General features: G+C 65.8%; 26 protein-coding genes. 10 read left to right on the forward strand and 16 right to left on the reverse strand.

Annotation, left to right across the window (positions count from 1 at the left end):
- Window positions 1-128: 128 nt before the first annotated feature.
- The 5 genes from ACQPW1_RS27185 to ACQPW1_RS27205 all read right to left on the reverse strand — a co-directional run bounded on the left by ACQPW1_RS27185 (window position 129) and on the right by ACQPW1_RS27205 (window position 3,923).
- Entirely contained in the window at window positions 129-1,565 is a 1,437-nt protein-coding gene (locus ACQPW1_RS27185) for a CHAD domain-containing protein (RefSeq protein WP_433654399.1), read from the reverse strand.
- Window positions 1,566-1,704: 139 nt separating this feature from the next.
- On the reverse strand, window positions 1,705-2,166 hold the full coding sequence (locus ACQPW1_RS27190) for an SRPBCC family protein (RefSeq protein WP_433654400.1): 462 nt from the start codon (window positions 2,164-2,166) through the stop codon (window positions 1,705-1,707).
- A gap of 207 nt (window positions 2,167-2,373) precedes the next feature.
- Entirely contained in the window at window positions 2,374-2,706 is a 333-nt protein-coding gene (locus ACQPW1_RS27195) for a plasmid stabilization protein (RefSeq protein WP_433654401.1), read from the reverse strand.
- 154 nt (window positions 2,707-2,860) lie between these two features.
- Window positions 2,861-3,106 (reverse strand): microaggregate-binding protein 1, encoded by a 246-nt coding sequence (mbp1, locus tag ACQPW1_RS27200; protein ID WP_433654403.1) that lies wholly within the window; start codon window positions 3,104-3,106, stop codon window positions 2,861-2,863.
- A gap of 73 nt (window positions 3,107-3,179) precedes the next feature.
- Window positions 3,180-3,923 carry a class I SAM-dependent methyltransferase gene (locus ACQPW1_RS27205; protein WP_433654405.1) on the reverse strand — a complete coding sequence of 248 codons (744 nt, stop codon included), beginning with the start codon at window positions 3,921-3,923 and terminating at the stop codon, window positions 3,180-3,182.
- 70 nt (window positions 3,924-3,993) lie between these two features.
- Here ACQPW1_RS27205 and ACQPW1_RS27210 point away from each other — a divergent pair, with 70 nt between their 5' ends.
- The 7 genes from ACQPW1_RS27210 to ACQPW1_RS27240 all read left to right on the forward strand — a co-directional run bounded on the left by ACQPW1_RS27210 (window position 3,994) and on the right by ACQPW1_RS27240 (window position 10,515).
- Window positions 3,994-4,569, forward strand: coding sequence for a CGNR zinc finger domain-containing protein (locus ACQPW1_RS27210; RefSeq protein ID WP_433654406.1), 576 nt, complete (start codon window positions 3,994-3,996; stop codon window positions 4,567-4,569).
- Window positions 4,570-4,702: 133 nt separating this feature from the next.
- A complete protein-coding gene (locus tag ACQPW1_RS27215) occupies window positions 4,703-5,641 on the forward strand; it encodes a TauD/TfdA dioxygenase family protein (RefSeq protein ID WP_433654407.1) in 939 nt (312 codons plus the stop codon).
- A gap of 255 nt (window positions 5,642-5,896) precedes the next feature.
- On the forward strand, window positions 5,897-6,541 hold the full coding sequence (locus ACQPW1_RS27220) for an ABC transporter permease (RefSeq protein WP_433654408.1): 645 nt from the start codon (window positions 5,897-5,899) through the stop codon (window positions 6,539-6,541).
- Window positions 6,538-7,806, forward strand: coding sequence for an ATP-binding cassette domain-containing protein (locus ACQPW1_RS27225; protein ID WP_433654410.1), 1,269 nt, complete (start codon window positions 6,538-6,540; stop codon window positions 7,804-7,806). The genes ACQPW1_RS27220 and ACQPW1_RS27225 overlap by 4 nt, the downstream gene beginning before the upstream one ends.
- Window positions 7,803-8,534, forward strand: coding sequence for an ABC transporter permease (locus tag ACQPW1_RS27230; protein ID WP_433654411.1), 732 nt, complete (start codon window positions 7,803-7,805; stop codon window positions 8,532-8,534). Before ACQPW1_RS27225 ends, ACQPW1_RS27230 begins: the two co-directional genes overlap by 4 nt.
- Window positions 8,531-9,517, forward strand: coding sequence for a glycine betaine ABC transporter substrate-binding protein (locus tag ACQPW1_RS27235; RefSeq protein WP_433654412.1), 987 nt, complete (start codon window positions 8,531-8,533; stop codon window positions 9,515-9,517). Before ACQPW1_RS27230 ends, ACQPW1_RS27235 begins: the two co-directional genes overlap by 4 nt.
- Before the next feature lie 98 nt (window positions 9,518-9,615).
- Window positions 9,616-10,515, forward strand: a complete 900-nt coding sequence (locus ACQPW1_RS27240) for a CPBP family glutamic-type intramembrane protease (protein WP_433654413.1) — start codon at window positions 9,616-9,618, stop codon at window positions 10,513-10,515.
- A 12-nt stretch (window positions 10,516-10,527) separates the two neighbouring features.
- Here ACQPW1_RS27240 and ACQPW1_RS27245 read toward each other — a convergent pair whose 3' ends face one another.
- The 3 genes from ACQPW1_RS27245 to ACQPW1_RS27255 all read right to left on the reverse strand — a co-directional run bounded on the left by ACQPW1_RS27245 (window position 10,528) and on the right by ACQPW1_RS27255 (window position 12,095).
- Complete coding sequence (locus ACQPW1_RS27245; RefSeq protein WP_433654414.1) at window positions 10,528-10,974, reverse strand: nitroreductase/quinone reductase family protein; 447 nt, start codon at window positions 10,972-10,974, stop codon at window positions 10,528-10,530.
- Window positions 10,975-11,131: 157 nt separating this feature from the next.
- Window positions 11,132-11,590 carry an SRPBCC family protein gene (locus ACQPW1_RS27250; RefSeq protein ID WP_433654415.1) on the reverse strand — a complete coding sequence of 153 codons (459 nt, stop codon included), beginning with the start codon at window positions 11,588-11,590 and terminating at the stop codon, window positions 11,132-11,134.
- A gap of 304 nt (window positions 11,591-11,894) precedes the next feature.
- Entirely contained in the window at window positions 11,895-12,095 is a 201-nt protein-coding gene (locus ACQPW1_RS27255) for a hypothetical protein (RefSeq protein WP_433654416.1), read from the reverse strand.
- A gap of 245 nt (window positions 12,096-12,340) precedes the next feature.
- On the opposite strand from ACQPW1_RS27255, the gene ACQPW1_RS27260 reads away from it, so the two are divergent.
- Both ACQPW1_RS27260 and ACQPW1_RS27265 read left to right on the forward strand, forming a co-directional pair.
- Window positions 12,341-13,177, forward strand: coding sequence for an alpha/beta fold hydrolase (locus ACQPW1_RS27260; RefSeq protein WP_433654417.1), 837 nt, complete (start codon window positions 12,341-12,343; stop codon window positions 13,175-13,177).
- 40 nt (window positions 13,178-13,217) lie between these two features.
- A complete protein-coding gene (locus ACQPW1_RS27265) occupies window positions 13,218-14,021 on the forward strand; it encodes a class I SAM-dependent methyltransferase (protein WP_433654418.1) in 804 nt (267 codons plus the stop codon).
- On the opposite strand, the gene ACQPW1_RS27270 is transcribed toward ACQPW1_RS27265, so the two are convergent.
- Window positions 14,014-14,589, reverse strand: a complete 576-nt coding sequence (locus ACQPW1_RS27270) for a TIGR03086 family metal-binding protein (protein ID WP_433654419.1) — start codon at window positions 14,587-14,589, stop codon at window positions 14,014-14,016. The genes ACQPW1_RS27265 and ACQPW1_RS27270 overlap by 8 nt on opposite strands.
- 92 nt (window positions 14,590-14,681) lie before the next feature.
- Here ACQPW1_RS27270 and ACQPW1_RS27275 point away from each other — a divergent pair, with 92 nt between their 5' ends.
- Window positions 14,682-15,257 carry a TetR/AcrR family transcriptional regulator gene (locus ACQPW1_RS27275; protein ID WP_433654420.1) on the forward strand — a complete coding sequence of 192 codons (576 nt, stop codon included), beginning with the start codon at window positions 14,682-14,684 and terminating at the stop codon, window positions 15,255-15,257.
- Window positions 15,258-15,301: 44 nt separating this feature from the next.
- Here ACQPW1_RS27275 and ACQPW1_RS27280 read toward each other — a convergent pair whose 3' ends face one another.
- Genes ACQPW1_RS27280 through ACQPW1_RS27310 form a run of 7 tightly spaced genes read right to left on the reverse strand, consistent with a single transcriptional unit; the run spans window position 15,302 to window position 21,389 of the window.
- Entirely contained in the window at window positions 15,302-17,017 is a 1,716-nt protein-coding gene (locus ACQPW1_RS27280; protein WP_433654421.1) for a fatty acyl-AMP ligase, read from the reverse strand.
- Window positions 17,014-17,754: a 4'-phosphopantetheinyl transferase family protein gene (locus ACQPW1_RS27285; RefSeq protein WP_433654423.1), complete on the reverse strand. Its 741-nt coding sequence runs from the start codon at window positions 17,752-17,754 to the stop codon at window positions 17,014-17,016. Before ACQPW1_RS27285 ends, ACQPW1_RS27280 begins: the two co-directional genes overlap by 4 nt.
- Complete coding sequence (locus ACQPW1_RS27290) at window positions 17,751-18,509, reverse strand: thioesterase II family protein (RefSeq protein ID WP_433654424.1); 759 nt, start codon at window positions 18,507-18,509, stop codon at window positions 17,751-17,753. Before ACQPW1_RS27290 ends, ACQPW1_RS27285 begins: the two co-directional genes overlap by 4 nt.
- Window positions 18,506-19,582 (reverse strand): HAD-IIIC family phosphatase, encoded by a 1,077-nt coding sequence (locus ACQPW1_RS27295; RefSeq protein ID WP_433654426.1) that lies wholly within the window; start codon window positions 19,580-19,582, stop codon window positions 18,506-18,508. The genes ACQPW1_RS27290 and ACQPW1_RS27295 overlap by 4 nt, the downstream gene beginning before the upstream one ends.
- Window positions 19,583-19,604: 22 nt before the next feature.
- Entirely contained in the window at window positions 19,605-20,762 is a 1,158-nt protein-coding gene (locus ACQPW1_RS27300) for an acyl-CoA dehydrogenase family protein (RefSeq protein WP_433654428.1), read from the reverse strand.
- The gene (locus ACQPW1_RS27305; protein ID WP_433654429.1) at window positions 20,762-21,034 is read right to left on the reverse strand and encodes an acyl carrier protein; all 273 of its coding nucleotides are present in this window, start codon (window positions 21,032-21,034) and stop codon (window positions 20,762-20,764) included. Before ACQPW1_RS27305 ends, ACQPW1_RS27300 begins: the two co-directional genes overlap by 1 nt.
- Window positions 21,035-21,086: 52 nt before the next feature.
- The gene (locus ACQPW1_RS27310; protein WP_433665348.1) at window positions 21,087-21,389 is read right to left on the reverse strand and encodes a 3-hydroxyacyl-CoA dehydrogenase family protein; all 303 of its coding nucleotides are present in this window, start codon (window positions 21,387-21,389) and stop codon (window positions 21,087-21,089) included.
- Window positions 21,390-21,396: the final 7 nt, after the last annotated feature.

Below are 21,396 nucleotides of genomic sequence, written 5' to 3' on the forward strand. Positions count from 1 at the left end.
GGCTGTGCCGAATTACAACGAAACCGTTTGGACAGCAACCCGCTTCACCTTTGTACGCGCCCGAATTGCCATGCGCAATCACGCATGCTTTCGTTGTCAGCACCATTTCCGTGCACCGACGTCGGTAACTATCGGCGTCCGGCGACCGCGGCGATCGAGTCTCGCGCTTGCTCGGCCACATGCTTTTCGTTGGCATAGAGCAGGCCGTACGTGAAGCCGTTCTCGGCGCCCGCCGTGCCCGCGGCGGTGGCGGTTCGCCAGAGGAACCCGGCCGATACGACGCCGTCGTTGTGGTCGCCGAGCACGCGCTGAACCCGCTTGTAGTACTTGATGTTCGACGTCGCCTGCGCGCGCTTTCGCACCGGTTTTTGCAGTTCGGCGGCGTAACGGGCGCGTTTGGCGGCCTTGCGGGCACGGTGCAGCGACTCATCTCGCCGGTTCCGTATCGCCTTCGCGAGCCGCTTGTCGGCCTTGCCCGCCGCTCGGCGGGCGCACCGCACGAGTTCGTGTTTGCGAATCCGAATCGTCAACGGCGGCTGCGTCTTCCATGCTTGCAGGGTGGCGAGCAGCGCCAGGTAGCGGGGCGAGTCCATCGCCTCGGCGACCACCTGCCGACTCGCCAGCTGTTGTTCCAGCAGCGTCGCCTCGATGCGGGCGGCCACCGGACCGAGCACGAGTTCGGCTGGTAGCTCGTCGATCTTGCCTGCGAGACGGCTGCGCTGCACCTCGCAGTCGCGGACCTCGCCGAGCAGTCCCGCGTACCACTTCAACTCGTCGGCGATGCCGCCGATCGCGGTGCGGTCCAGCAGCTTGCCGAAAACGCGCAGTGTGCTGCGGAGTCGCCTGGTCGCGACGCGAGTGTCGTGAATCGGATCCTCGCCGCGGCGCAGCGCGACGTCCCCGGCGAAGATCAGGTCGATCTGCGCGGCCAGGTATGCGTGAATTGCCCGTTCCGCCTTCGAGCCCGCGACTTTCCGCTCGGGCGGCTGCGATACCGCGCGCGAGAGCTTGGACGGATACTTCGACGGAGCGGCGCCCGCCTCGACCAGCCGGTCCGCCAACTCGGTCGGGATGGCGTCTGTGTGCGGGCCGAGCTCGACCTCGATCTCGCGCCAGGCAAGCGCGTCCACGTCCTTGTCGACGGGCGTCGTCCGCACGACGTCGTCGTCGATCTCCATGATCAGTTCGCCGTCCGGCCCGACTACGCGGTGCCGGTTGCGCAGCGTGTGAATCGTCGTGATCGCGTGGAGTTGCCGACCCAACGCTGCACCGGTGACCACCTCGGCGAGTTCGCGCGGCAGTTCGTCGGACCATTCGGCGACCACCTCGACACGGCCGCTACCCTGCGGAACCTTGAGCTGCCAACCCGATTCGTCAGCACCGGCCCGGCGACGCAGGGTCAGGTGGTGGGTGAGCAGGTCGCGCGCGGTGGTATCGAAATAGGTGCTGGTGAGTTCGACCGATGTTTCCTCGACGTGGCCGCCGGGAACCAAGTCATCGATCGGCGGAAGTGTGAATTCCCGGTCGACCTCCCATTTGCTTTCGCGTTCCAGTACGTCCTTCATCCATATAGCCTTCCCGGCGCACAGCACCCGAAACAGGGCGGATCGGCGCTGTCCCACCTTCACGCTCCCCGTTCGCCCGGAATCCCTTCGCTGCCAACGAAACTGACTTCCTCGCGGCTGACGAATAGGGGACGTCTGGTCAGGCGTCGGGGCGCGCGATGTCGCCACGCCATGCGCCCGTTTCGTGGTGCCTGCCCTCGATGAATTGCTTGAAGCGCTGCATATCGCCATGAACGCGGTGCTTCAGGACGCCGAGAACATCGGCGGCGTTTTCCACGAAACCCTCGGGGTCGACCTCCATTTGGGCGGTGATGCGGGTGTGGTTGTCGTCGAGGCGGTGGAAAGTGATGACACCGGCGTGCTGGGGGCCGTTGTCGGATTTCCAGGCGACGCGTTCATCGGGGTGTTGCTCGGTGATGGTCGCGTCGAACTCGCGCGTCGACGGGCCGACGTGGATCCGCCAGTGCGTATGCCGATCGTCGAGTTGCTGCACCGCCTCCACACCCTCCATGAATTCCGGGAAGGATTCGAACTGCGTCCACTGGTTGTAGGCGGTGCGGACCGGTACCTCGACGTCTACGGTGGCGGCCAAGGTGCTCATATGTACCCCTTTCCTCGCTCGACCCCGCAGTCGCTGGGTCGAGCCCTTCGACAGTCGCTTTCGGCGACTCGGTCAGCGGTCGTGATACCCGGCCGACGCCAGCAGAAACGGCCGTCGCCGAACGGTTTGCGGCGGCGCGCCGAGGTCGGCCCGCTGGTGGGGGGTCGGCGCACTGCCGTCCTGTTGGCGGAGGTCAGGTTTGCGCGGTCACTTCTTGCCGCCGAGTGCCTGGGCGAGCTGGCTTTTGGTCATTTTCGAACGGCCCTGGATGCCGCGTTGGCGAGCCTCGTTATAGAGCTGGTCGCGGGTCGGGCCTTTGGGGCCGCGGCGGCCGGATCGCTCGCCGCCGCGTTGCTGCGGCGACTTGTCCTGTATCGAGGTTCGGCTGGCGGTCTTTGTCTGACCCGCTTGTGCGCGATTCTTGTTGACCACCCGCGCCGCGATCTCCTTGGCCCGGCGGGTGCTCGCGCCTTGCGACTTTTCCGAATCCCGGACGTGTTCGTACTGACGGTCCTGTTTGTCGGTCCATTCCTTCGGCATGATCACACCTCCTGCCCGCCGGATACCCGCGCGACGGACGGTAAACCGGGGCGATCAGCACCACTTGAATTCGCGCGATGAGCGGCGGATATCGCAAGCCAGGGCTGACGGGGTAAGCGAATACACCCGTCAGCCCTGCGCGTGGCTTCGGCGACTACTGGTCGTGCTGATAACCGGCTTGCTTTGCCTCGTCCACCTTGGCCTCCGCGCGTGCTTTCTCCGCTGCGGCTTCCTTTGCCGCCGCTTCGCGTTCGGATTCGGCCTTGTCCTGCTGAGCCTGTCCCTCGCCTTTGAGGTTCTCGTCACCGGTGACGACGCCAGCGGCCTCCTTGACCTTGCCCTTCACGCCTTCGACGACGCCTTCGACGCCCTCGCGGGGACCACTCTTATGCTCCGACACTAAAAACCTCCGAGATATCCGACGAACGACTGACAACGGGCGCATACCCGCTATCCGTAGCGGCAATCCGGGATCAGTTGACGGCGGCGATGATTCGGCGGCGGCCGTATTGCCAGATCGATTCCGCGGTCCGGAATCCGGCTTCGTGCAACAACTTCAGATGCTGCTCGTAGGTGGCGCCGCTGTCAGATGGGTGTTCCCACCGGCGGTCGTCTCGTTCGGCGACCGCGGTGGCCAGTTCTGGTTCGGCGGTGATGGCGGTCCACCACTGCTCCCAGTTCTCGCGGTCGCCCACGCCCTCTCGTTCGAGCTGGCCGGTGCCGATTGCCTGGTGGAGCTGGTCGATATCTGTTGCGCGCGTGGCCATGTCGTCACCATTGAGCAGTATGCCGCCGGGGCGGAGGAGCTTCGCGGATTGCGCGTAAAGCGCGGCGAGCTGGTCGGGGTAGAGCCAGTGCAGTGCGGTGGTGCTGACGATCGCGTCGATCGGCTCGGTGGGCAGCTCGGCGATCCAGGCCGGATCGGCGAGGTTGCGGTCGACGAGTTCGAATCCGTATGCCGTGCGGGCCAATTCGAGCAGCACCGGATCGGCGTCGACGCCGATGACACGCGCGAGCGGCAGACGTTCGCGAATGCGGGCACCGAGCGAACCGGGACCACAGGCCACATCGAGCACGAGCGGGTCCGGGCGGTCGGCCTTGGCGGCGACGGCGTCCGCGATCACCGCGAACATGATCTCGCGGTCGGGCAGATATCCCTCTTGCTGACGATCCCAGCGGTCGATCCAGGCCTGGGCGAGGGTGGGCGTGAGCGACATGAACGACTCCGTTACTGTCATAACTATCAACGACAGTAACGACTGTAGCGAGAGTGAGGTGACTGATCAAGTGCGTTTAGACAGTCACACGTTAGGCGTGGTCGAAGACGGGGTCGCACTGGTGAACGCCGCCGTTCCGGGCGAAAGTCGCGGCAAGCCGTATCCACCAGCGGCCGACGACGCGGAGTTGCTCGAGCGGTTGGACAGCGTGGTCTTCGCGGCATACCGGTATCACGTCCAACCGGAGGACGCCGCAGATCTGGCCCGGGCGGCCGAGCAGCTGCACCGGGTGTTCGCCGCGGTCGCCGACGAGGACATGGATGCCGCTGCCGCACAGGTCAATTCGATGATCACCGAATACAGCGCCAGGCCGACCCTCATCCGGCGCGGCACGCAACCCTGGCACCTGCATTTCCACTCCGCGGATGCCGCACTCGTCCCCGGCATCGCCGCCGCGTGCGCCGTCGGCCTCGCCTTCGTGCTCGGTAGCGAACACGCCGACCGGATCGGCGTCTGCTCGGCGGACAATTGCGACCGCGTTTACCTGGACACCTCCCGCAACGGCACCAAGCGGTTCTGTAGCACCGCATGCCAGAACCGTGCCAAGACAGCGGCATTCCGAGCACGTCGGGCAACAACCACCTGAACCGAGTACCAGCGCTTAGACGTTCGGTACGCGACGACCGGACGTTCTGATCTGGGTGACCGTAATACTGGTCAGGCTAAACCACGGATGGTTTCGTCTGTCTGGACCATGTGGTTCAGCGAAAGGCCTTGGTATGTCCGTCGATTACCCAGCGGAGACCGACACCGCCGTACAGGTGGTCAACCTCGGTGCCCACATCGGCGCACGCATCGATGGCGTCCGACTAGGCGGTGACCTGGACGCGGAGACCGTGGCCACCATCCGCGCGGCGCTCAACGAGCACAAGGTGATCTTCTTCCGCGGCCAGCAGCACCTGACGGAGGACGGACAGTACGAATTCGCCGAACTCCTCGGCAACCCGACCACGCCACACCCGACCCTCACCTCGGCGGGCGTGAAGACCTTGGCCATCGACTCCAACCACGGTCGCTCCAACGTGTGGCACACCGACGTCACCTTCGTCGATCGCGTGCCGAAAGCCTCGATCCTGCGCGCGGTCGCACTGCCCAGCTACGGCGGCTCGACCACCTGGGCCTCGACCGTCGCCGCGTACAACTCGCTCCCGGAACCGCTCAAGCGGCTGGCCGAAAGCCTGCGCGCCCGGCACACCAACCAGTACGACTACGCCGCGGACACCGAGGAACGCCTGGACGACAGCACCAAGGCCTACCGTCGCGAGTTCGAATCCACCTACTTCGAGACCGAACACCCGGTGGTGCACGTGCACCCGGAGACCGGTGAACGCGCTGTGTTGCTCGGATGCTTCGTGAAGCAGCTCGTCGGTGTGTCCAGCAGCGAATCGCAGGCGCTGTTCCGGCTGCTCCAGGACCGGGTGACGCGCCTGGAGCACACCGTCCGCTGGGACTGGTCCCGCGGTGACGTCGCGATGTGGGACAACCACGCCACCCAGCACTACGCGATCGACGACTACGACGGCAGCGAACACCGCAGGCTGACCCGGATCACGCTGGCGGGCAGCATCCCCGTCGGCGTCGACGGCACGTCGAGCACCGTGATCTCGGGCAATGCGGAGTACTACTCGGCCGTCGAGCCGCTGAAAGGCGCGGCATAACCTGCGTCGGCACGGATGTATTTGTCTCCACTGCGGATTCGGTCACGCCCTCGTACCGAACGCATTGTGTGAAATGCACATCGCATTGTTTGATCGCCGTTAGCGGGGGGAATGCCAGCCCGGGATCGACAATCCGGCGATTCCTGCGCCGCGCGTCATCCAGAGCCCAACGCGCGGCGTCGATTACTCTTTGACGGCTCGCGCCCGGTGACTACGCACAAACAGGTATCGACTTCGCCTGACGATGGGAATCGCGTGAACTTATGGAACTACGTCCGGGGACGAGGCGAATTTCTGACGTTCCTCGCGTATCAGCATGCCTCCCTGGCATTTCAGACGGTCTTGGTCGGAACCGTGGTCGCTGTGCTCATCGCCGTCGCGGTATATCGACTCCCGCTGTTGTCCTCGCTGACGCTGACCTCTAGCCGCGTCGCGCTGACGATTCCCTCGCTCGCGCTGCTCGCGCTCCTGTTGGTGCCATTCGGACTCGGCGTCGTCCCGTCGTTCATCATGCTGGCGTTCTTCGCCGCGTTGCCGGTGATCGGCAATGCGATCGTCGGCCTGCGCTCGGTGCCCGCGACGGTCATCGAATCCGCGCGCGGCATCGGCTTTTCCCGCTGGCGCATTCTGCTGACCGTCGAATTGCCGATCGCCTGGCCGGTGATCCTCACCGGTATTCGGGTGTCCACCCAGATGATCGTCGGCGTCGCCGCCATCGTCGCCTATGTGCTCGGTCCGGGTCTCGGATCGCTGATCTTCAACGGCCTGTCCCGGCTCGGCGGCGCGAACGCCATCGAAATGGCGTTGACCGGCACCATTCTCATCGTCCTCATCGCGTTGGTGTTCGACGCGCTCCTCGTCCTGCTCGGACGCCTCACGATCGCAAAGGGACTGTCATGACGGATGTGACCAGCCAGCCGGCGCAGCGCAATGTGACCGGCGCGGACATCAAACTGGACGCGGTCGTCAAGCGCTACCGCGGCCAGGAGACGCCCGCGGTCGAGCGGCTCGACCTGGACATCGACGCGGGCGAGATCGTCGCGTTCGTCGGCCCGTCCGGCTGTGGCAAGACGACCACGCTCAAGATGATCAACCGGTTGATCGAGCCGACCGAGGGCCGAATCTTCATCGGCGGTCGCGATGTCACCCGCGAGGACCCGGACAAGCTGCGGCAGTCGATCGGGTACGTCATCCAGTCCGGTGGATTGTTCCCGCACTGGACGGTCGCCAAGAACGTCGGCGCGATCCCGCGGGTGCTCGGGTGGGACAAGAAGCGGATCGCCGAGCGCACCGAGTACCTGCTCGATCTGGTCGGTCTCGATCCGAGCGTCTTCGCCGACCGGCTGCCCAAGGACATGTCCGGCGGCCAGCAGCAGCGGGTCGGCGTCGCGCGCGCACTCGCAGCGGACCCGCCGGTGCTGCTGATGGACGAACCGTTCGGCGCGGTCGATCCGATCACCCGGGTTCGTTTGCAGGACAGCCTGATCGCGATCCAGCACGAGCTCGGCAAGACCATCGTGGTCGTCACGCACGACTTCGAGGAAGCCACCAAGCTCGGCGACAAGGTGCTGATCCTGTCCGAAGGCGGGCACATCGAGCAGTACGCGAGCCCGGAGGAGATCCTCACCGATCCGGCCACGCCGTTCGTGGAGGAGTTCGTCGGATCCGGCGCGAAGCTGGCGTATCTGACCGTGTCGCGCGTGCGTGATGTCGAGTACGACAAGGTGATCACCGCCCGGGTCGGTGAGTCGGCGCAGGCGGTCATCGGACGCGCGAAGGCCGCCGGGCACACCTGGGTCGTGGTGGTGGACGAGGCCGGGCGGCCGCGGTCGTGGCCGTCGCTCACGGAGGTGGCGACCAAACCGGAGGTCTCCGACTTCCTCGATCGGCGGTTGCCGGTCGTCGCCCGATCGTCGACCCTCAACGACGCACTCGATGCCATGCTCGCAGCCAGTCAAGGTGCCGCACTGGTTACCGATGGCCGGGGCGCGGTGGTCGGGTCGCTCAGCATCGGTTCGGTGACCGAGACGATTCAGGCCAAGCTCGCCGAGGTGCGCTCCGAGGAAGCCGATCTGTCGTACGAGACCTACGTCGACGGCACCGATCCGGCGCCGACCCCGGTGGTGGCCGCCGACGAGGAACCCGGATCGGCCGAGCCGTCATGAGTCGCCGCGTTCCGATCGACGTGTGGTTCGAGCCGATCATCATCGCGGTCATCGGCATCGGGTACGTGCTCTGGTATCGGTCCACGACGTTCACGCCGACGGAGAAGGCGTCGCTCGGCTGGGACAACCTGCAAACGACGATCCTCGCGCACATCAAGCTGACCGTGGTCGCCACGTTGATCGTGGTGGTCGTCGCGATTCCGCTGGGTATCGCGCTGACTCGGCCCGCGTTGAAGCGGCTCGAGCCGATCGCGGTGAATGTCGCCAACATCGGTCAGGCCGCTCCCGCGGTCGGCCTGCTCGTCCTGTTCACCTTCTGGCTCGGCACCGGATTCCGCACGGCGATAGTCGGTCTCGTGGTGTACGCGATTCTGCCGATCTTGCAGAACACGATCGTCGGGCTGCGGCAGGTGGATCACCGGACGATCGAGGCATCGCGCGGCATCGGCTACTCGGGCACCCGGACGCTGTTCCAGGTCGAGCTGCCGCTCGCGGTGCCGGTGATTCTCAACGGGGTGCGCACCGCGCTGGTCATTCTGGTCGGCACCGCGACGCTGAGCACGTTCATCGGCGCGACCAGTCTGGGCACGCTGATCACCACCGGGGTCACCCTCTTCCTGCCCAAGCTGCTCATCTCCGGCGCGATCCTCGTCGGGCTGCTCGCGTTGATCATCGACTGGCTCGGCCGACTCGTCGAACTCGCCGCGACCCCGCGAGGTATCTCATGAAATCGCCACGCGCGCAACGGGTCACGTTGCTTTCCGCGCTCGTCGTCGCGATGTCCATGCTGGCCGGGTGCGGTCTGGTGAGCTCGTCCGGGACATTCCACGAGGCGCATCTGCCGGACGGCCAGGAGCCGCTCGACGGCGCGAAGCTGGTCGTCACGTCGAAGAGCTTCACCGAGGGTGTGCTGCTCGGCAAGATCACCGCGACCTACCTGGCCGCGGCGGGCGCCGAGGTCAAAGACCTCACCGGGGCACCGGGTTCCGCATCGTCGCGGCAGGCTCAGCTCAACGGCGACGCCGACATTCTGTGGGAGTACACCGGCACCGGGTGGGTCAACTACCACAACGAGACCGAGACGATCGCGGATCCGAACGAGCTCTGGCAGCGGGTGCACGAGATCGAGAAGCGCGACAACAATCTGGAGTGGTTGCCGCCCGCCAACTTCAACGACACCTACGCGTTCGGTGCGTCGACACCGAACGCCGAACGGCTGCATGTGAAGTCGCTGTCCGACGTGGCCACGCTACCGGTCCCCGACCGGACGTTCTGTGTCGACGACGAATTCTTCAGTCGCTCCGACGGTTTCATTCCGATGTTGCAGAAATACGGTATCCCGTACAACGATCCGAACGGTGTTCCGTCCGGCAACGTCACCCGAATGGATGCCGGAGTCGTCTACACGGCGACAGCCAAGGCTGCACCCTGCAACTTCGGCATGGTCTACACCACCGACGGCCGGGTCAAGAACCTGAATCTCGTTGTCCTGGAAGATGATAAGAAGTTCTTCCTGCCCTACAGCGGCACGGCGGTCGTGCGTGGCGCCATCATCGATCGCTACCCGGAGTTGCGGAAGCTGATCGGGACGATCTCCGAACACCTCACCGATGAGCTGATGCAGGAGCTCAATGGTCGCGTCGATATCGACGGGGAGGATCCGGCCGACGTCGCCTACGACTGGCTGAAGAAGGAGAAGCTGGTCGCGTAGGACTTCCCGCCTCAGGGCGGAGATCAGGGTTGTCCCGGAGGGGAATACCGCCCTCCGGGGTGACGCCCGAGCCGGTCGGCGCTGCCTACTGTGCATGCATGGCACCTGGACAACGCGAAGATCAGCTGGTGGGGGCGTCGGTGCTGGAGCAGGGTGAGCGGCGTCGCATAGCGCGACGAGGAGTCGGCATCTTCCTCATTGCGCTGATCGCGCTTTCCGCCCCCGCCATGGCTTTCGCCGTCATCGCGAAGAATGACATCGGAGTCCTTCTCCTCATGTGGGCACCGGGGCTGGCTGCGTTGATCGCCCGGCTGATCCTGCATGAGGGTTTCGCCGATATCTCGCTGCGACTAGGCGGGCGGCGCAGCTGGTGGGCGTTGTTGATCGGCCTCGGCTACCCGGTCGCCATCGCTGTCGCCGCGTACGGCGTGGGATGGGCGAGCGGACTCGCCCAGTTCACCTCCCCCGCAGGCTCCTCCAGCGGATGGGTGTCCTTCGGCGGCGAACTGCTCGTCGGCGTCGGGCTCGGTACCGCGGTCGGTCTGGTGTTCGCGCTCGGTGAGGAGCTCGGGTGGCGCGGGTATCTGCTCACCCGGCTCATCGATGCCGAAGTTCCGCAGCCGATCCTGGTCAGCGGATTGATCTGGGCGGCTTGGCATTTGCCGTTGATCATCGGCGGCAGCTATCTGACCGGCAATGGCGGGTCCGTGCCGGTGATCGCCCTGCTCTTCGTCGTTCAGGTGACCGTGGTGTCGTATGTGTTCGCCCGGCTCCGGCTCGATACCGGCAGTATCTGGCCGGTCGTCGTGCTGCACGCATCGTGGAACAGCGTCATTCAGAGCGTGTTCGATCCGCACACCACGGGATCGCACGCCTGGCTGTGGCTCGGCGAGCAGGGTGTGCTGACGTTGGCCGCGAATGTGATCGGCGTCTTGATCCTCTACCGGTGGCCGGGGAGATTGCTACGGCAACCGCCGACGTACTCCCCGGCCCGATAGCGAGCTCGACGGTCAGTTCGAGGCGGGGTCCGCGGTCGGCGTCAGCAGCACCAGCGGGATCTCGCGCGTGGTCTTCTTCTGATAACCGGCGTAGACCTTCTGTGCGGTGGTCACCCGCGGCCACAGCTCGGCACGCTCGGCGGCGTCGGCGATCCGGGCGGTCATCGGCACACGCGGCCCGCTGCGCACCGATACCAAGACGTTCGGGTTGTCGCGGAGATTCAGGAACCAGGCCGGATGTTGCGGGTCGCCGCCGCGGGAGGCGACGACAACGTAGGTGTCCCCGTCCACGATCGGCGCGGTCAACAGCACCGCATGCTGGCGCCCCGATTTGCGGCCGGTGGTCACGAGCTCGACCGACGGCATCCCGCCGAACTCGTTCCCCAGCCTGCCGCAGGTGGCCTTCAACAGCACTCGATGCGCTGTATTCATTGTCTTGAGAGCGAAATTCGATGGCATGAAGGTCCTCACCAGGCAGAATGTGACCGAGCTCTGACATTGCCCAGACTACCGGTACCGGATACCTGCTCCGCAACAGGATCGCGGGATTCTCGATGCACTCGGACTGCGGCTGCTCCCCTGTCTCGAAGAGTTGGCGCCCTGTTGCCGGAACGGGCTAGGGGGTCTTCGTGCTGGAAGACAACGCCGTCGCGTAAGAAGCGAGGCCATCGGCCATCCGCTGCATGACGCGTCGCATGACGGCCTGCATCAACCAACCCAATCCCCAACGGGCGGAATAGGTTCCGTACCAGTGGATGACCGTGCCGCCGTCGGCCGCGGGCACCAGGTCGATCACCGCGTCATAGTTGCGGATGGCCCAGTTGAACGCGTCCTCGTAGGTCATTCGTTTGCCCTCGTCGAGTCCGGTCAGCCGCTCGCCGGTCACGATGCGCCCGGTGCGGAACGCGCGGACCGCACCGACCGGATCGCGGCCATCGGGATCTAGCCCGCTGGAACGTTCGGTCACCAGGGCGTCGACGGTCGACCAATCGGGCCAGGTACGTGCGTCGATGAGGAGGCGCCAGATGACGGCTGCCGATGCAGTCGAGGTCGCGGACGCGTCGTAGCTCTCCAAGACGGAATCCTTTCGTTCGCTGCCAGCTGCCCGGTGGGACTGGGTTGTCCACGGGCTCGGTGCGCACGCGAGATTTGTTGCGCCGGTTCGAAACTAAGCGAGTCGACCGGCCCAGAGCCATGCGCGGGATTGCCGTCCATCGGTCAATTCTTGCGGTGCACCGACGGCCGGACGCCGACCTCGCTGGCAAGGCGGACGACAGCGCTCCGGGGCTGGCGAATCCGCAACGATCGGCGATCTGTCCGATGGTGAGGTTACTACCGGCCGGAAATCACACGACCCCGGCCCAGGACGATCGTCCGACCTACTGGACTTTCACGAGCTTGATGGCGTCGGCGCCGTCGGGGCCGGAAATGTAGTCGATCAGGACGCGGTCACCCGGCTTCAGCGGGATGTCGTTCTCCACCACCGCATCTCGCGCGATGACTTCCTGGCAGTCTTCGGTGATGAGGACACCGAAACCTTCATACGCTCCCGCATACCACTTCTCGACGACCGCCCACATACTCAGCCTCCCACCGGTTGTCTTCGCAGAACTCCGACTCTAGCCGCAGGTAGGCGCCCCGCGACCCGTCCGCGCCCGGGGGCGTGTCGGCTGAGCCCCTCGTCAACACGTGCGAAATACGCTCGTGCCACTGACCAGCGGTGTGGAAGATTCGTCCAAGACGGTCGGCACTGCGTCGGCGATGCTGACCGTGTTGGCTGCGGGTGGTTATCGGGCCATTCGAGGGGACGGCAGGAGACAACGTTATGGCAGCGGACACGGCCGGTGATCGGTTCGTTCGGGTCGACGACGGGGACATGCACGTTGTGCTGGATGGTGCGGTTGATGCGCCTGTGGTGCTGCTGATCCACGGTTTGGCGGGTTCGACGGCCAGTTGGGATCAGGTAGTACCGGCACTCGCGAGCACCCATCGGGTCATTCGGGTCGACCTGTTCGGTCATGGGAAGTCGACCAGTCCTGCCGACGGGTACGACATTCCCACGCAGGCTCGACGGGTCGGCGCGGCGCTGGACGAACTCGGTGTGGGCCGGGTGACAGTCATCGGGCATTCCACGGGCGGTTCGGTGGCCACCGCGCTGGCGGAGCAACGGCCCGATGTGGTGGGAGCACTGGCGCTCGTCAATACCGGCCCGAGCCTGGACGCCCGTATCACACAGAGCCTGCTCAATCGGCTGATGATGACCGGGCTCGGGCGGCTATTGTGGCCGCTGCGCACCCCTGACCTCGCCCGAAAAGCGTTCCGCGCCGCCATCACTCGCCCGATCGACATCCCGGAAGCGGTCGTCGCCGATCTGTTGGGGATGACCCACCGCGCGCTTGCGGCGACGTCCCGGGCAAGCCTGGATTATCTGGGTCAGCGAAGCCTGCCCGCCCGGCTCGCTCCGCTGGGCCTGACGGTGCTGGTGATCTTCGGCGCCGAGGACAAGCGATGGCGCTCCGCGTCGGCGGCTACCTACCGTGTCATCCCTGACGTCCGGATCGAATTGCTGCCGGGTGTCGGCCACACTCCGATGCTCGAAGATCCGCAAACGACCGGCACTCTGCTGCGGGAGTTCGCGGCAACCGCCGGGCACGCTCGCTGACAATGCTGCACGCGGCGGGGATTGTCGACATGATGGCTGCATGGTTGACAGTGGGAATCGCGTAGCACCGACTTCGAACAGCACGTTCGATTACGACGCCGAGTTGCGTCACTACAACCGGCGACTGCGCGAAGCTCTCGACGTCGAGCCCAGCGACAGCGTCCTCGACATCGGTTGCGGCACCGGTCAAATCACGCGTGAGGTCGCCAGGCTCGCGCACCAGGGCAACGCGCTCGGCGTAGACATATCGCCGGTGATGCTGGCGCAGGCTCGCGAGCTCAGTGCGGCCGAGGCGGTGCGCAATGTGCGCTTCGAGCAGGCGGACGCGCAGGTCCATCCGTTCCCAGCACAGCATTTCGACCTCGCGATCAGCCGGTTCGGCACGATGTTCTTCGCCGATCCGGTCGCGGCATTCACCAACATCGAGCGGGCACTGCGGCCCGGAGCACAACTGGCGCAACTGGTTTGGCAAGGCGGTGGCCAGCAGGAGTGGGTGGTCGCGATCCGCGAAGCGCTTGCGGGCGCACCGGTCACCGCACCGGACGGCGGCGCGTTCTCGCTGGCCGATCCGGCCAAGGCGGAGAGCGTGCTGACCGCGGCCGGATTCATCGACATCAGCATCACTGACGTGTCCGAGCCCGTCTATTACGGCGCGGATCCCGATGCCGGCGTTGACGCCGTGCTCGCGTTGCAGATGGCGGGCGAGGTGCTGAAGCAGTTCGACACCGAGGAGACCGAGCGGGCACTCGACCGGCTGCGCGCCGTCATGGCCGCGCACTGCACGAGCGATGGCGTGTGGTTCGACGCGTGTGCCTGGCTCATCACGGCTCGCCGGGTCAGCTGATCGGTCGGCCCGTGAAGGCGAGTAGTTGCTGATGGGCGGGGGCATCGGCGGGGGCGCGCTGTTGCGGGTCGAACAGGCCGGGGCGACGGAAAGCGTCGAAGTCCATGTCCCGCATGGTATTCAGCAGCTGTCCGCACGCATGCTGATCGATGAGGTGCTGCTGCTGGGTGACGACGGCGATGTCGACGCCGTGCACCAGGACCTCGCCTAGGTGAATCAGCGCCCCCAACTGCCCGGGGACAGGACCGAAGCCGAGCCGGATGGTGGTGTCGAGGGCACCGGGGCGCTGCCAGGCCGCGCGATCGAGATCGGCGGCAACCGCGAAGGCGGCGTGATGGTCGGATCCGAGCCAGTCGTCGTGATGCTCGCCGCCGGGCTCGGTCGCGGTCAGTTCGGCCGCGAAGATCCGCATGCCACCCACCAGGTGGTTGAGTTCGGTGCACAGATCCCAGCCCGCGCAGAGGGAGGGCTGATCGAGCTGGGCTTCGGTGACGCCGTCGACGATGGCACCCGTCATCTCCAGGGCTAGACCGATGCGATCGACGATCGTGGAGGCGGCGATGTTCACGGCGAATCTCCTAACGCAAGTACTGGCTGCGTTAGTGACTGTAAGGCGGAGTGGTTCGCTAACGCAAGTCCCGGCTGCGTTAAGATGAAAGGGTGACGGACACATCCCGCCGACCGGGCGGTCGCAGCGCCCGCGTCAAGGTCGCGGTACATCGAGCGGTCACCGAACTGGTGGCCGAGACCGGATACGGCAACTTCACCGTCGGCGATGTCGCCGCCCGCGCGGGTGTCGCTGATTCGAGCATCTACCGCCGCTGGGGCACCCTCGAAGCGCTGACCACCGACGTGGCGCTCACCTGGCTCACCACCAACTCACCGATCCCGGACACCGGCAGCCTCGACACCGACCTGCGCCAGTACGCGGCAGACGTGGCCCGCGACGTCAGCGGTCCCGACGGCCTCGCCGTACTGCGCCTGATCATCGCCCTGTCCCAGGCAGGCGCACCCGGAGCACAGGCCCGCGACCAGTTCCTCACCGAACGGCGCGGCCAACTCCAGCAGATGCTCGACCGCGCACACGCCCGCGGTGAACACCCGCCCGAAGCCCTGGACGTGCTCGACCACATCCTCGCCCCGATCTACGTCCGCACGCTATTCGGCATGGGCACAATGACTTCCGACGATGTCGACACCCTCGTCGATCGACTCCTCGCCAACGTGCCTGCGTAGCCGAATCTCCCGCGGACAACGCAATAGGCTCTGCCACAACAAGATCAGGGCAGGACAGTCAGCGCACCGTCTCGATACTGTTCGCGGACCACATAGCGGCGGACCTTTCCGCTGGAGGTCAACGGCACCGAACCGGCCGTCACCAAAACCACGTCATCGAGCCGCAACCCGTTGTGCTCACCCACCGCACGACGCACCGCGGTGACGATCTCGGTCTTGTCGATGTCCTCGGCCCTCCTGCCGCGGTTCAACTCGGCGACCAGGATCAAAGCGGGTTCGTCTCCGTCGAGAACCTGGAACGCCGCGCATCGATCGGGACGCAGCGCCGGATGACTGTCCATCGCGGCGGCCTCGATATCGGACGGGTAGTGGTTGTACCCGTCCACGATGATGAGGTCCTTGCGACGCCCGGTGACGTACAGCTGTCCCTCGTGCACGAAGCCGAGGTCACCTGTGCGCAGGAAGTGCCCGGCGCGACCAGGAATGGTGGCGGCGAAGGTTTCAGCCGATGCCTCGGGCGCATCCCAATACCCGATGCCGATGCTGTCCCCGCGCAGCCAGATCTCGCCGACCTGCCCGTCCGGTAGCGGGGCGAGCGTGTCGGGATCGGTGAGGATGAGTTCGTAGGCGTCGTTCAACTCGCCACTGGCCACCAGCCTGCGACCGCCGCTCGACACCGGTTCCACCCGCCCCTTGGCCAGCGCGGTCGGATCCACCTCGATGGTGGTGAGCCCACTGCCGCGAGGGCCGCCGGTCACCAAAAGCGTTGCCTCGGCTAGGCCGTAGCACGGGAACAGGCTGTGCGCATCGAAGCCAGCCGCACCGAAATGCTCAGCGAAGGCGGCCATCGTGTCCACCCGAACGGGTTCCGCACCGCAGAGTGCCACCCGCAGATTGGACAGGTCGTAGTTGGCGACCTGCTCGGCAGGCACCCGCCGCACGGCAAGTGCGAAGGAGAAGTTCGGGGCGACGGTGTGGGTGGCCTGGTACCGAGACATCGCCGCTATCCACCGCGCCGGGCGTTGCACAAATGCCAAGGGAGACATACCGATAACGGTCGAGTCGCTGTACACCGGATAGGTGACCATGCTGAGCAGACCCATGTCGTGGAAGGTCGGCAACCACGCCACCCCGACCCCGGCTCCGATCTGCCCGGTCACCAGCCGCAGGTTGGCGAGCACATTGCCGTGCGTGAGCGCGACACCCTTCGGCTCCCCGGTCGATCCGGAGGAGTACTGGAGGTGGGCGATAGTGTCAGCGGTGATGCCCGGATCGCTGTACCGGTCGGCCCCCGACTGATCGATACGGTCGGTGACCACCGTGCGCAGCGCCGCGAATCCGTCGGCCTCGGCCAGTACCGGAGTCAGCAGCGGCTCGATATCGGCACTGGTGAGGAGCAACCGCGCACCGGAGTTACCGACGATGGAGGCCAGTCGAGCCAGACTGTCCGCCAACTTGTTCGGCTGCGGCGGCGCCACCGGAACCGCGATCACGCCCGCATAGAGACACCCGTAAAACGCGACAACGAATTCCAGGCCGGGCGCATAGAGCAGCAGCGCCCGCTCCCCCGGCCGCGCGACCTCCGCCAGATGTGCGGCGGTCGCCCGAGCGGCGCGGTCGAGCTCGGGGAAAGTCATTGCCGCGGTGGGCTCGTCACCGTCGCCGAGGTGATGGAACCGCACCTCGTCCGGCGTGGCGGCGGCGCGGGCGGCCAGCATTTCCGCCAGGGTGGCGGGTTCGACCGGGAAATAGGTTGTCATGCTTGCACTCCTGACGTCTGGCGTCGCAGACTCGATTCGGCGCAGACTGTTTCGGCTGGCCGCAGCGGGAAGCGTTGTGGCATACGGTCGCTGACGAAGGCTCCGACGTAGTGGGAGTTCAGGCCGAAGTGATGGACGTATCGAGTGGGCAGCTCGCCGCCATCGACCGCCGCGATCACGGCGCGCCCACTCCGATCAGTGGTCAGCTCGATCGCGTCGGGCGATACCGTCAGCCCGCTACCCAGCCACTTCAGATAGCTCTCCTTGGCGACCCAATGGTGCATAAAGCGTCGCCGGTCCGTGCCGACCAGGTCCGCTTCGCGAGTGGTGAGCACTCGTGACGACAGGCCCGCCAGATCGAAATCGGCGTCGACCCGTTCGATATCGACCCCGACCGATGCCGACCCGGCGACGGCGACTATGGCCAGACCTCGGGTGTGCGTGAGATTGAATGCCGGTGCATAGCAAGGCAATTCCGGCTTGCCATGCGGCCCGGCGGTGAAAACGAGGTCCTCGGGGAGACACCCGGCATAGGTCGAAAGCACGCGCCGCAGCGTGGCCCTCGTGTGAATGAAGTCGCCAGCGAACTCGACCGTATCAAACCGGACGCTGCGGGCGAGTTCCTCGGGCGACAGCACCCGGCAATCTCCGGGGGAACACGCCCCCGTCAGCCGCAACCACCACAGTTCGACATCGTCGGGGGCGATCGCCCGGCGCGGGGCGATGCCGCCGATCATGGCGGGCTCACCAGGCAGTGCCGGACCCTACGCAGCACGGTATCGCGGTGGGTCACCACGAAGAAATGCCCGCCGGGCACGAGCCGAATGTCGACCCCGGCCGAACCACACTCGGCCCACGGCTCGAGCTCGGCCATCGTCACGTGCGGGTCGGCGCTGCCGCTGAGCACGGTGATCGGCAAGTCGAGCGACGGGTCCGCTTGATAACGATACGTCTGGTCAACCCCCAGATCCGCGCGCATCAGGGTGAGCACCGTCTGCCGCATCTGGTCGTCCGCGAGGATCTCGTCCGGCGTACCGCCGAGCCCGCGCACGATCTCCAGCAGCATCGGATCATCGGCCAAGCGGATCCACGGCAACCGTGAAGGGTGTTGCGGCGCACGGCGTCCGGACACGATCAGCTGCGCCGGACGCGGCCCCTCGCCCGCACAGAGCCGACGAGCCAGCTCGTAGGCGACGAGAGCGCCCAAGCTGTGGCCGAACAGCGCGAACGGCTCCCGCCAGACACCGTCCATCGACGCGAGCAAGTCATCCAACAAGGGCCCGAGATGTTCGAAAGGCTCGTCGCGCATACGCATTTCGCGACCCGGCGGCTGCAACGGCACCACGTCGACGTCGGTTTGCAGCTCCTTGCGCCATGGCAGGTACGTCGAAGCACCCGCCCCGGCATGCGGCAGGCAGTACAGCGTCGTCGCCGCAACACCGGTCGACGGATACGGCATCCATTTACGGGCATCGATCGTGGGAGCGTTCATCGTCGACGCTCCGATGCGACCGTCTCGACCGTGTCGACGGTGAGATAGGACGGTGCGAGCGCCGGCGGCACCGCCGGTGCGGCCAGCAGCGTGACGCCGTTCTCTTCACCGAGTTCCGCGAAGTTGGCGAATCGATAGGTGATGTACATGATTCGATTCCGGTCGGTGGGAACGTATTCCGCGACCAGCCGCGCACCCTCGCCGTGAGCGAGCCGCACCACATAGTTCAGCAGCACCGTCCCCACTCCCCGCGATATCACCCGACACGACATCAACAACAACTTCAACCGCCACTGGTGCACACCGCGTTCCACCAGCGCGACACCGACCTGTCCGTAGGTGCCGTACTTGTCTTCCAGCTCGGCCATCAACAACAGGTGATCAGCGGATTCGGCATGCGCGGCAAGATCTTCGGCCGAGTACATGACGCCCGTCGAGTTCAGCTGGTTGGTCCGGACGACGAGTTCCTCGGCGCGACCTATATCCGCAGCGCCCGCCGGACTGATCCTGAAACGCATCCCCAGAGTGGCGAGAAACTCCTCGTTGGTGCCGGAGAAATGCTCCTCGGCCGTGGAACGTTCGATACTCGCCCGGTACATGTGCCGCCGCGCCCGCGAATCCGCGGTGACGTGCCTCGGCTGGAATTCCGGCCGGTCCGCCAGGGTTGCGGCCTGCTCGGCATCGATGCAGAGCACCTCCGGATGGGCGAACCCGACCTCGTCGCGTTCGAGCTCTTGGTCGTCGACAAAGGCGAGCGTGTCGATCCCGATATCGAGCAGCTTGGCGATCGTCGCGACCGAGGTGGACTTGTTGTCCCAGCCTATTTGCGGGTGCAGAAAGTAGTCGGCGACACCGAGCTCGGTGAGCTTCGCGACCGCGATTTCCGGATCGTTGCGACTGGCGATGGAATGCAGAATCCCGCGCTCGTCGAGCGTGGCGATGGTGTCCCTGATCCCCGGCTTGAGCTCGGAGACCACGGCGTTCTCCAGCAGGACGCCATCCCACAGGGTGTGGTCGAGATCCCAGACCACACACTTGATGTTGCGGGGACGTTTACCGACATCAGCGTTCATCGAATTCCCTGGTCTCTGTGCATCATTCGACGTCGACGACCCGGGCCCGATTCTGGCACGCGTCGGTAGCGATGAGTACGTGTTGCAGCTGCGTGCTGCCCTCGATGATTTCCATGACCTTGGCGTCGCGCAGATACCGGCCGACGGGAAACTCGTCGCTACAGCCGCGCGCACCGTGCAGTTGCACCGCGTCATTCGCCGCGGCCACCGCCGAGGTCGCCGCGAACTGTTTGGCGATGCAGGTCGCCATGATGGTGTCCGGACTGCCCGCGTCCTTCAGCTGCGCGGCTTGCCAGACCAGCAGCCGGGCCGCCCGGGTGTTGGTGGCGATGGTGGCGATAATCTGTTGCACGAGTTGGTGTTCGCGCAACAACGCGCCACCCTGATGGCGTTTGTTGGCATAACTCACGCTGGCCTGCAGACAGGCCTGCAAGATGCCGACGCACCCGGCGGCGACACTGAACCGCCCGATATCCAGCACGCCCGTCGCAATGGCCAACCCCATGCCCTCGGGCCCGATGATCGCGTCCGACCCGACGCGACAGTTCTCGAAGACGATCTCAGCGACCTGGCTGCCACGGGTCCCGGTGATCCCCTCGACCGGAATGCGGCGGACACCAGGAGCAGCCGCATCGACCAGGAACGCGGCGGGACCGACTGCGGTGCGGGCGAATACGAGCAGCACGTCGGCGAGCTGGCCGCCGGTGACCCAGAGCTTGTGGCCGTCGAGAACCCACTCGTCACCCTCGCGCCGCGCCGACGCTTGCAGCGCCGCGAAATCGCTGCCCGCCTCGGGCTCGGTCAGGCAGAACGCACCGAGCGCGGCACCGGCGACCATATGGGCCTTCCACCGGCTCTTCGCCGCCTCGGTCCCCCACCGATCAAGCGCGTACAACGCCATCGAATGCACGGTCAGCAGGCTGCGCATGGACGAACAGCCGCGACCCACCTCCTCGTGCACCGTTGCGAGAGCGGTCATTCCGGCGCCGGTACCGCCGTCGGCCACCGACAGCACCGCACCCCACAGGCCACGCGCGGCGAACTCGGCCACGATGCTCGCGTCGATCCGCCCCAGACGATCGAACTCGGCCGCCCGCGGCACAACCACCTCATCGACGAACGCACCGATCTCGGCCCGCGAAAACGCGTGACCCACAGCGGGTTCCGTCTGCACCGTCATCACGCCACCTCGGTGGCCGCGCCGTGACCGTTTCGACCGCCGAGCCTGCCGACCAGGTCGGTCATCACGTCCACCGTGCGGAAGTTGTCCAGCATCAGCTCGTCGTTGGGAATGCGGTCGCCGAGGCGCTGCTCGATGAACATGACCAGTTCCATCGCGAAAAGAGAATTGACGAAGCCGCTTTCGAAGATGTCGTGATCGTCCTGGAGGCGGCCCTCGGGGAACCGCTTGGCGACGAACTCACGGATTTCGGAACGGGCATCGGTGAACATAGCTACGGTCCTGTCGGTGACGGGGCAATGGTTCGTTGGTGCGAGCCGGATTTCATGAGTAGGAGAAGAAGCCCTGACCGGACTTCCGGCCGTGCAGTCCGGCGTCCACCATCTTCTTCAGCAAGGGACATGGCCGATACTTGCTGTCGCCGTAGAACTCCTGGAGTCCTTCGATGCTGTACAGGATGGTGTCGAGCCCGATCAGATCCGCGGTCTCCAGCGGACCCGACGCGTGCCCGAAGCAGGACCGGAAGATCTCGTCGACCTCGGCCGCCGCGGCCACGCCGTCCTGCAAGAGGAAGATCGCCTCGTTGACCATCAGCATCAACACCCGATTGGACACGAAGCCCGGCATGTCGTTG

The organism is Nocardia sp. CA-128927, from assembly GCF_050955855.1.
GTDB lineage: Bacteria > Actinomycetota > Actinomycetes > Mycobacteriales > Mycobacteriaceae > Nocardia.

Coding starts and splice junctions, on each gene's coding strand:
- ACQPW1_RS27185 (WP_433654399.1), bottom strand. CDS start 1,565: ATGAAGGACGTACTGGAACGCGAAAGCAAATGGGAGGTCGACCGGGAA.
- ACQPW1_RS27190 (WP_433654400.1), bottom strand. CDS start 2,166: ATGAGCACCTTGGCCGCCACCGTAGACGTCGAGGTACCGGTCCGCACC.
- ACQPW1_RS27195 (WP_433654401.1), bottom strand. CDS start 2,706: ATGCCGAAGGAATGGACCGACAAACAGGACCGTCAGTACGAACACGTC.
- ACQPW1_RS27205 (WP_433654405.1), bottom strand. CDS start 3,923: ATGTCGCTCACGCCCACCCTCGCCCAGGCCTGGATCGACCGCTGGGAT.
- ACQPW1_RS27215 (WP_433654407.1), top strand. CDS start 4,703: ATGTCCGTCGATTACCCAGCGGAGACCGACACCGCCGTACAGGTGGTC.
- ACQPW1_RS27225 (WP_433654410.1), top strand. CDS start 6,538: ATGACGGATGTGACCAGCCAGCCGGCGCAGCGCAATGTGACCGGCGCG.
- ACQPW1_RS27230 (WP_433654411.1), top strand. CDS start 7,803: ATGAGTCGCCGCGTTCCGATCGACGTGTGGTTCGAGCCGATCATCATC.
- ACQPW1_RS27235 (WP_433654412.1), top strand. CDS start 8,531: ATGAAATCGCCACGCGCGCAACGGGTCACGTTGCTTTCCGCGCTCGTC.
- ACQPW1_RS27240 (WP_433654413.1), top strand. CDS start 9,616: ATGGCACCTGGACAACGCGAAGATCAGCTGGTGGGGGCGTCGGTGCTG.
- ACQPW1_RS27245 (WP_433654414.1), bottom strand. CDS start 10,974: ATGCCATCGAATTTCGCTCTCAAGACAATGAATACAGCGCATCGAGTG.
- ACQPW1_RS27255 (WP_433654416.1), bottom strand. CDS start 12,095: ATGTGGGCGGTCGTCGAGAAGTGGTATGCGGGAGCGTATGAAGGTTTC.
- ACQPW1_RS27260 (WP_433654417.1), top strand. CDS start 12,341: ATGGCAGCGGACACGGCCGGTGATCGGTTCGTTCGGGTCGACGACGGG.
- ACQPW1_RS27265 (WP_433654418.1), top strand. CDS start 13,218: ATGGTTGACAGTGGGAATCGCGTAGCACCGACTTCGAACAGCACGTTC.
- ACQPW1_RS27280 (WP_433654421.1), bottom strand. CDS start 17,017: ATGACAACCTATTTCCCGGTCGAACCCGCCACCCTGGCGGAAATGCTG.
- ACQPW1_RS27285 (WP_433654423.1), bottom strand. CDS start 17,754: ATGATCGGCGGCATCGCCCCGCGCCGGGCGATCGCCCCCGACGATGTC.
- ACQPW1_RS27290 (WP_433654424.1), bottom strand. CDS start 18,509: ATGAACGCTCCCACGATCGATGCCCGTAAATGGATGCCGTATCCGTCG.
- ACQPW1_RS27295 (WP_433654426.1), bottom strand. CDS start 19,582: ATGAACGCTGATGTCGGTAAACGTCCCCGCAACATCAAGTGTGTGGTC.
- ACQPW1_RS27300 (WP_433654428.1), bottom strand. CDS start 20,762: ATGACGGTGCAGACGGAACCCGCTGTGGGTCACGCGTTTTCGCGGGCC.
- ACQPW1_RS27305 (WP_433654429.1), bottom strand. CDS start 21,034: ATGTTCACCGATGCCCGTTCCGAAATCCGTGAGTTCGTCGCCAAGCGG.
- ACQPW1_RS27310 (WP_433665348.1), bottom strand. CDS start 21,389: ATGCCGGGCTTCGTGTCCAATCGGGTGTTGATGCTGATGGTCAACGAG.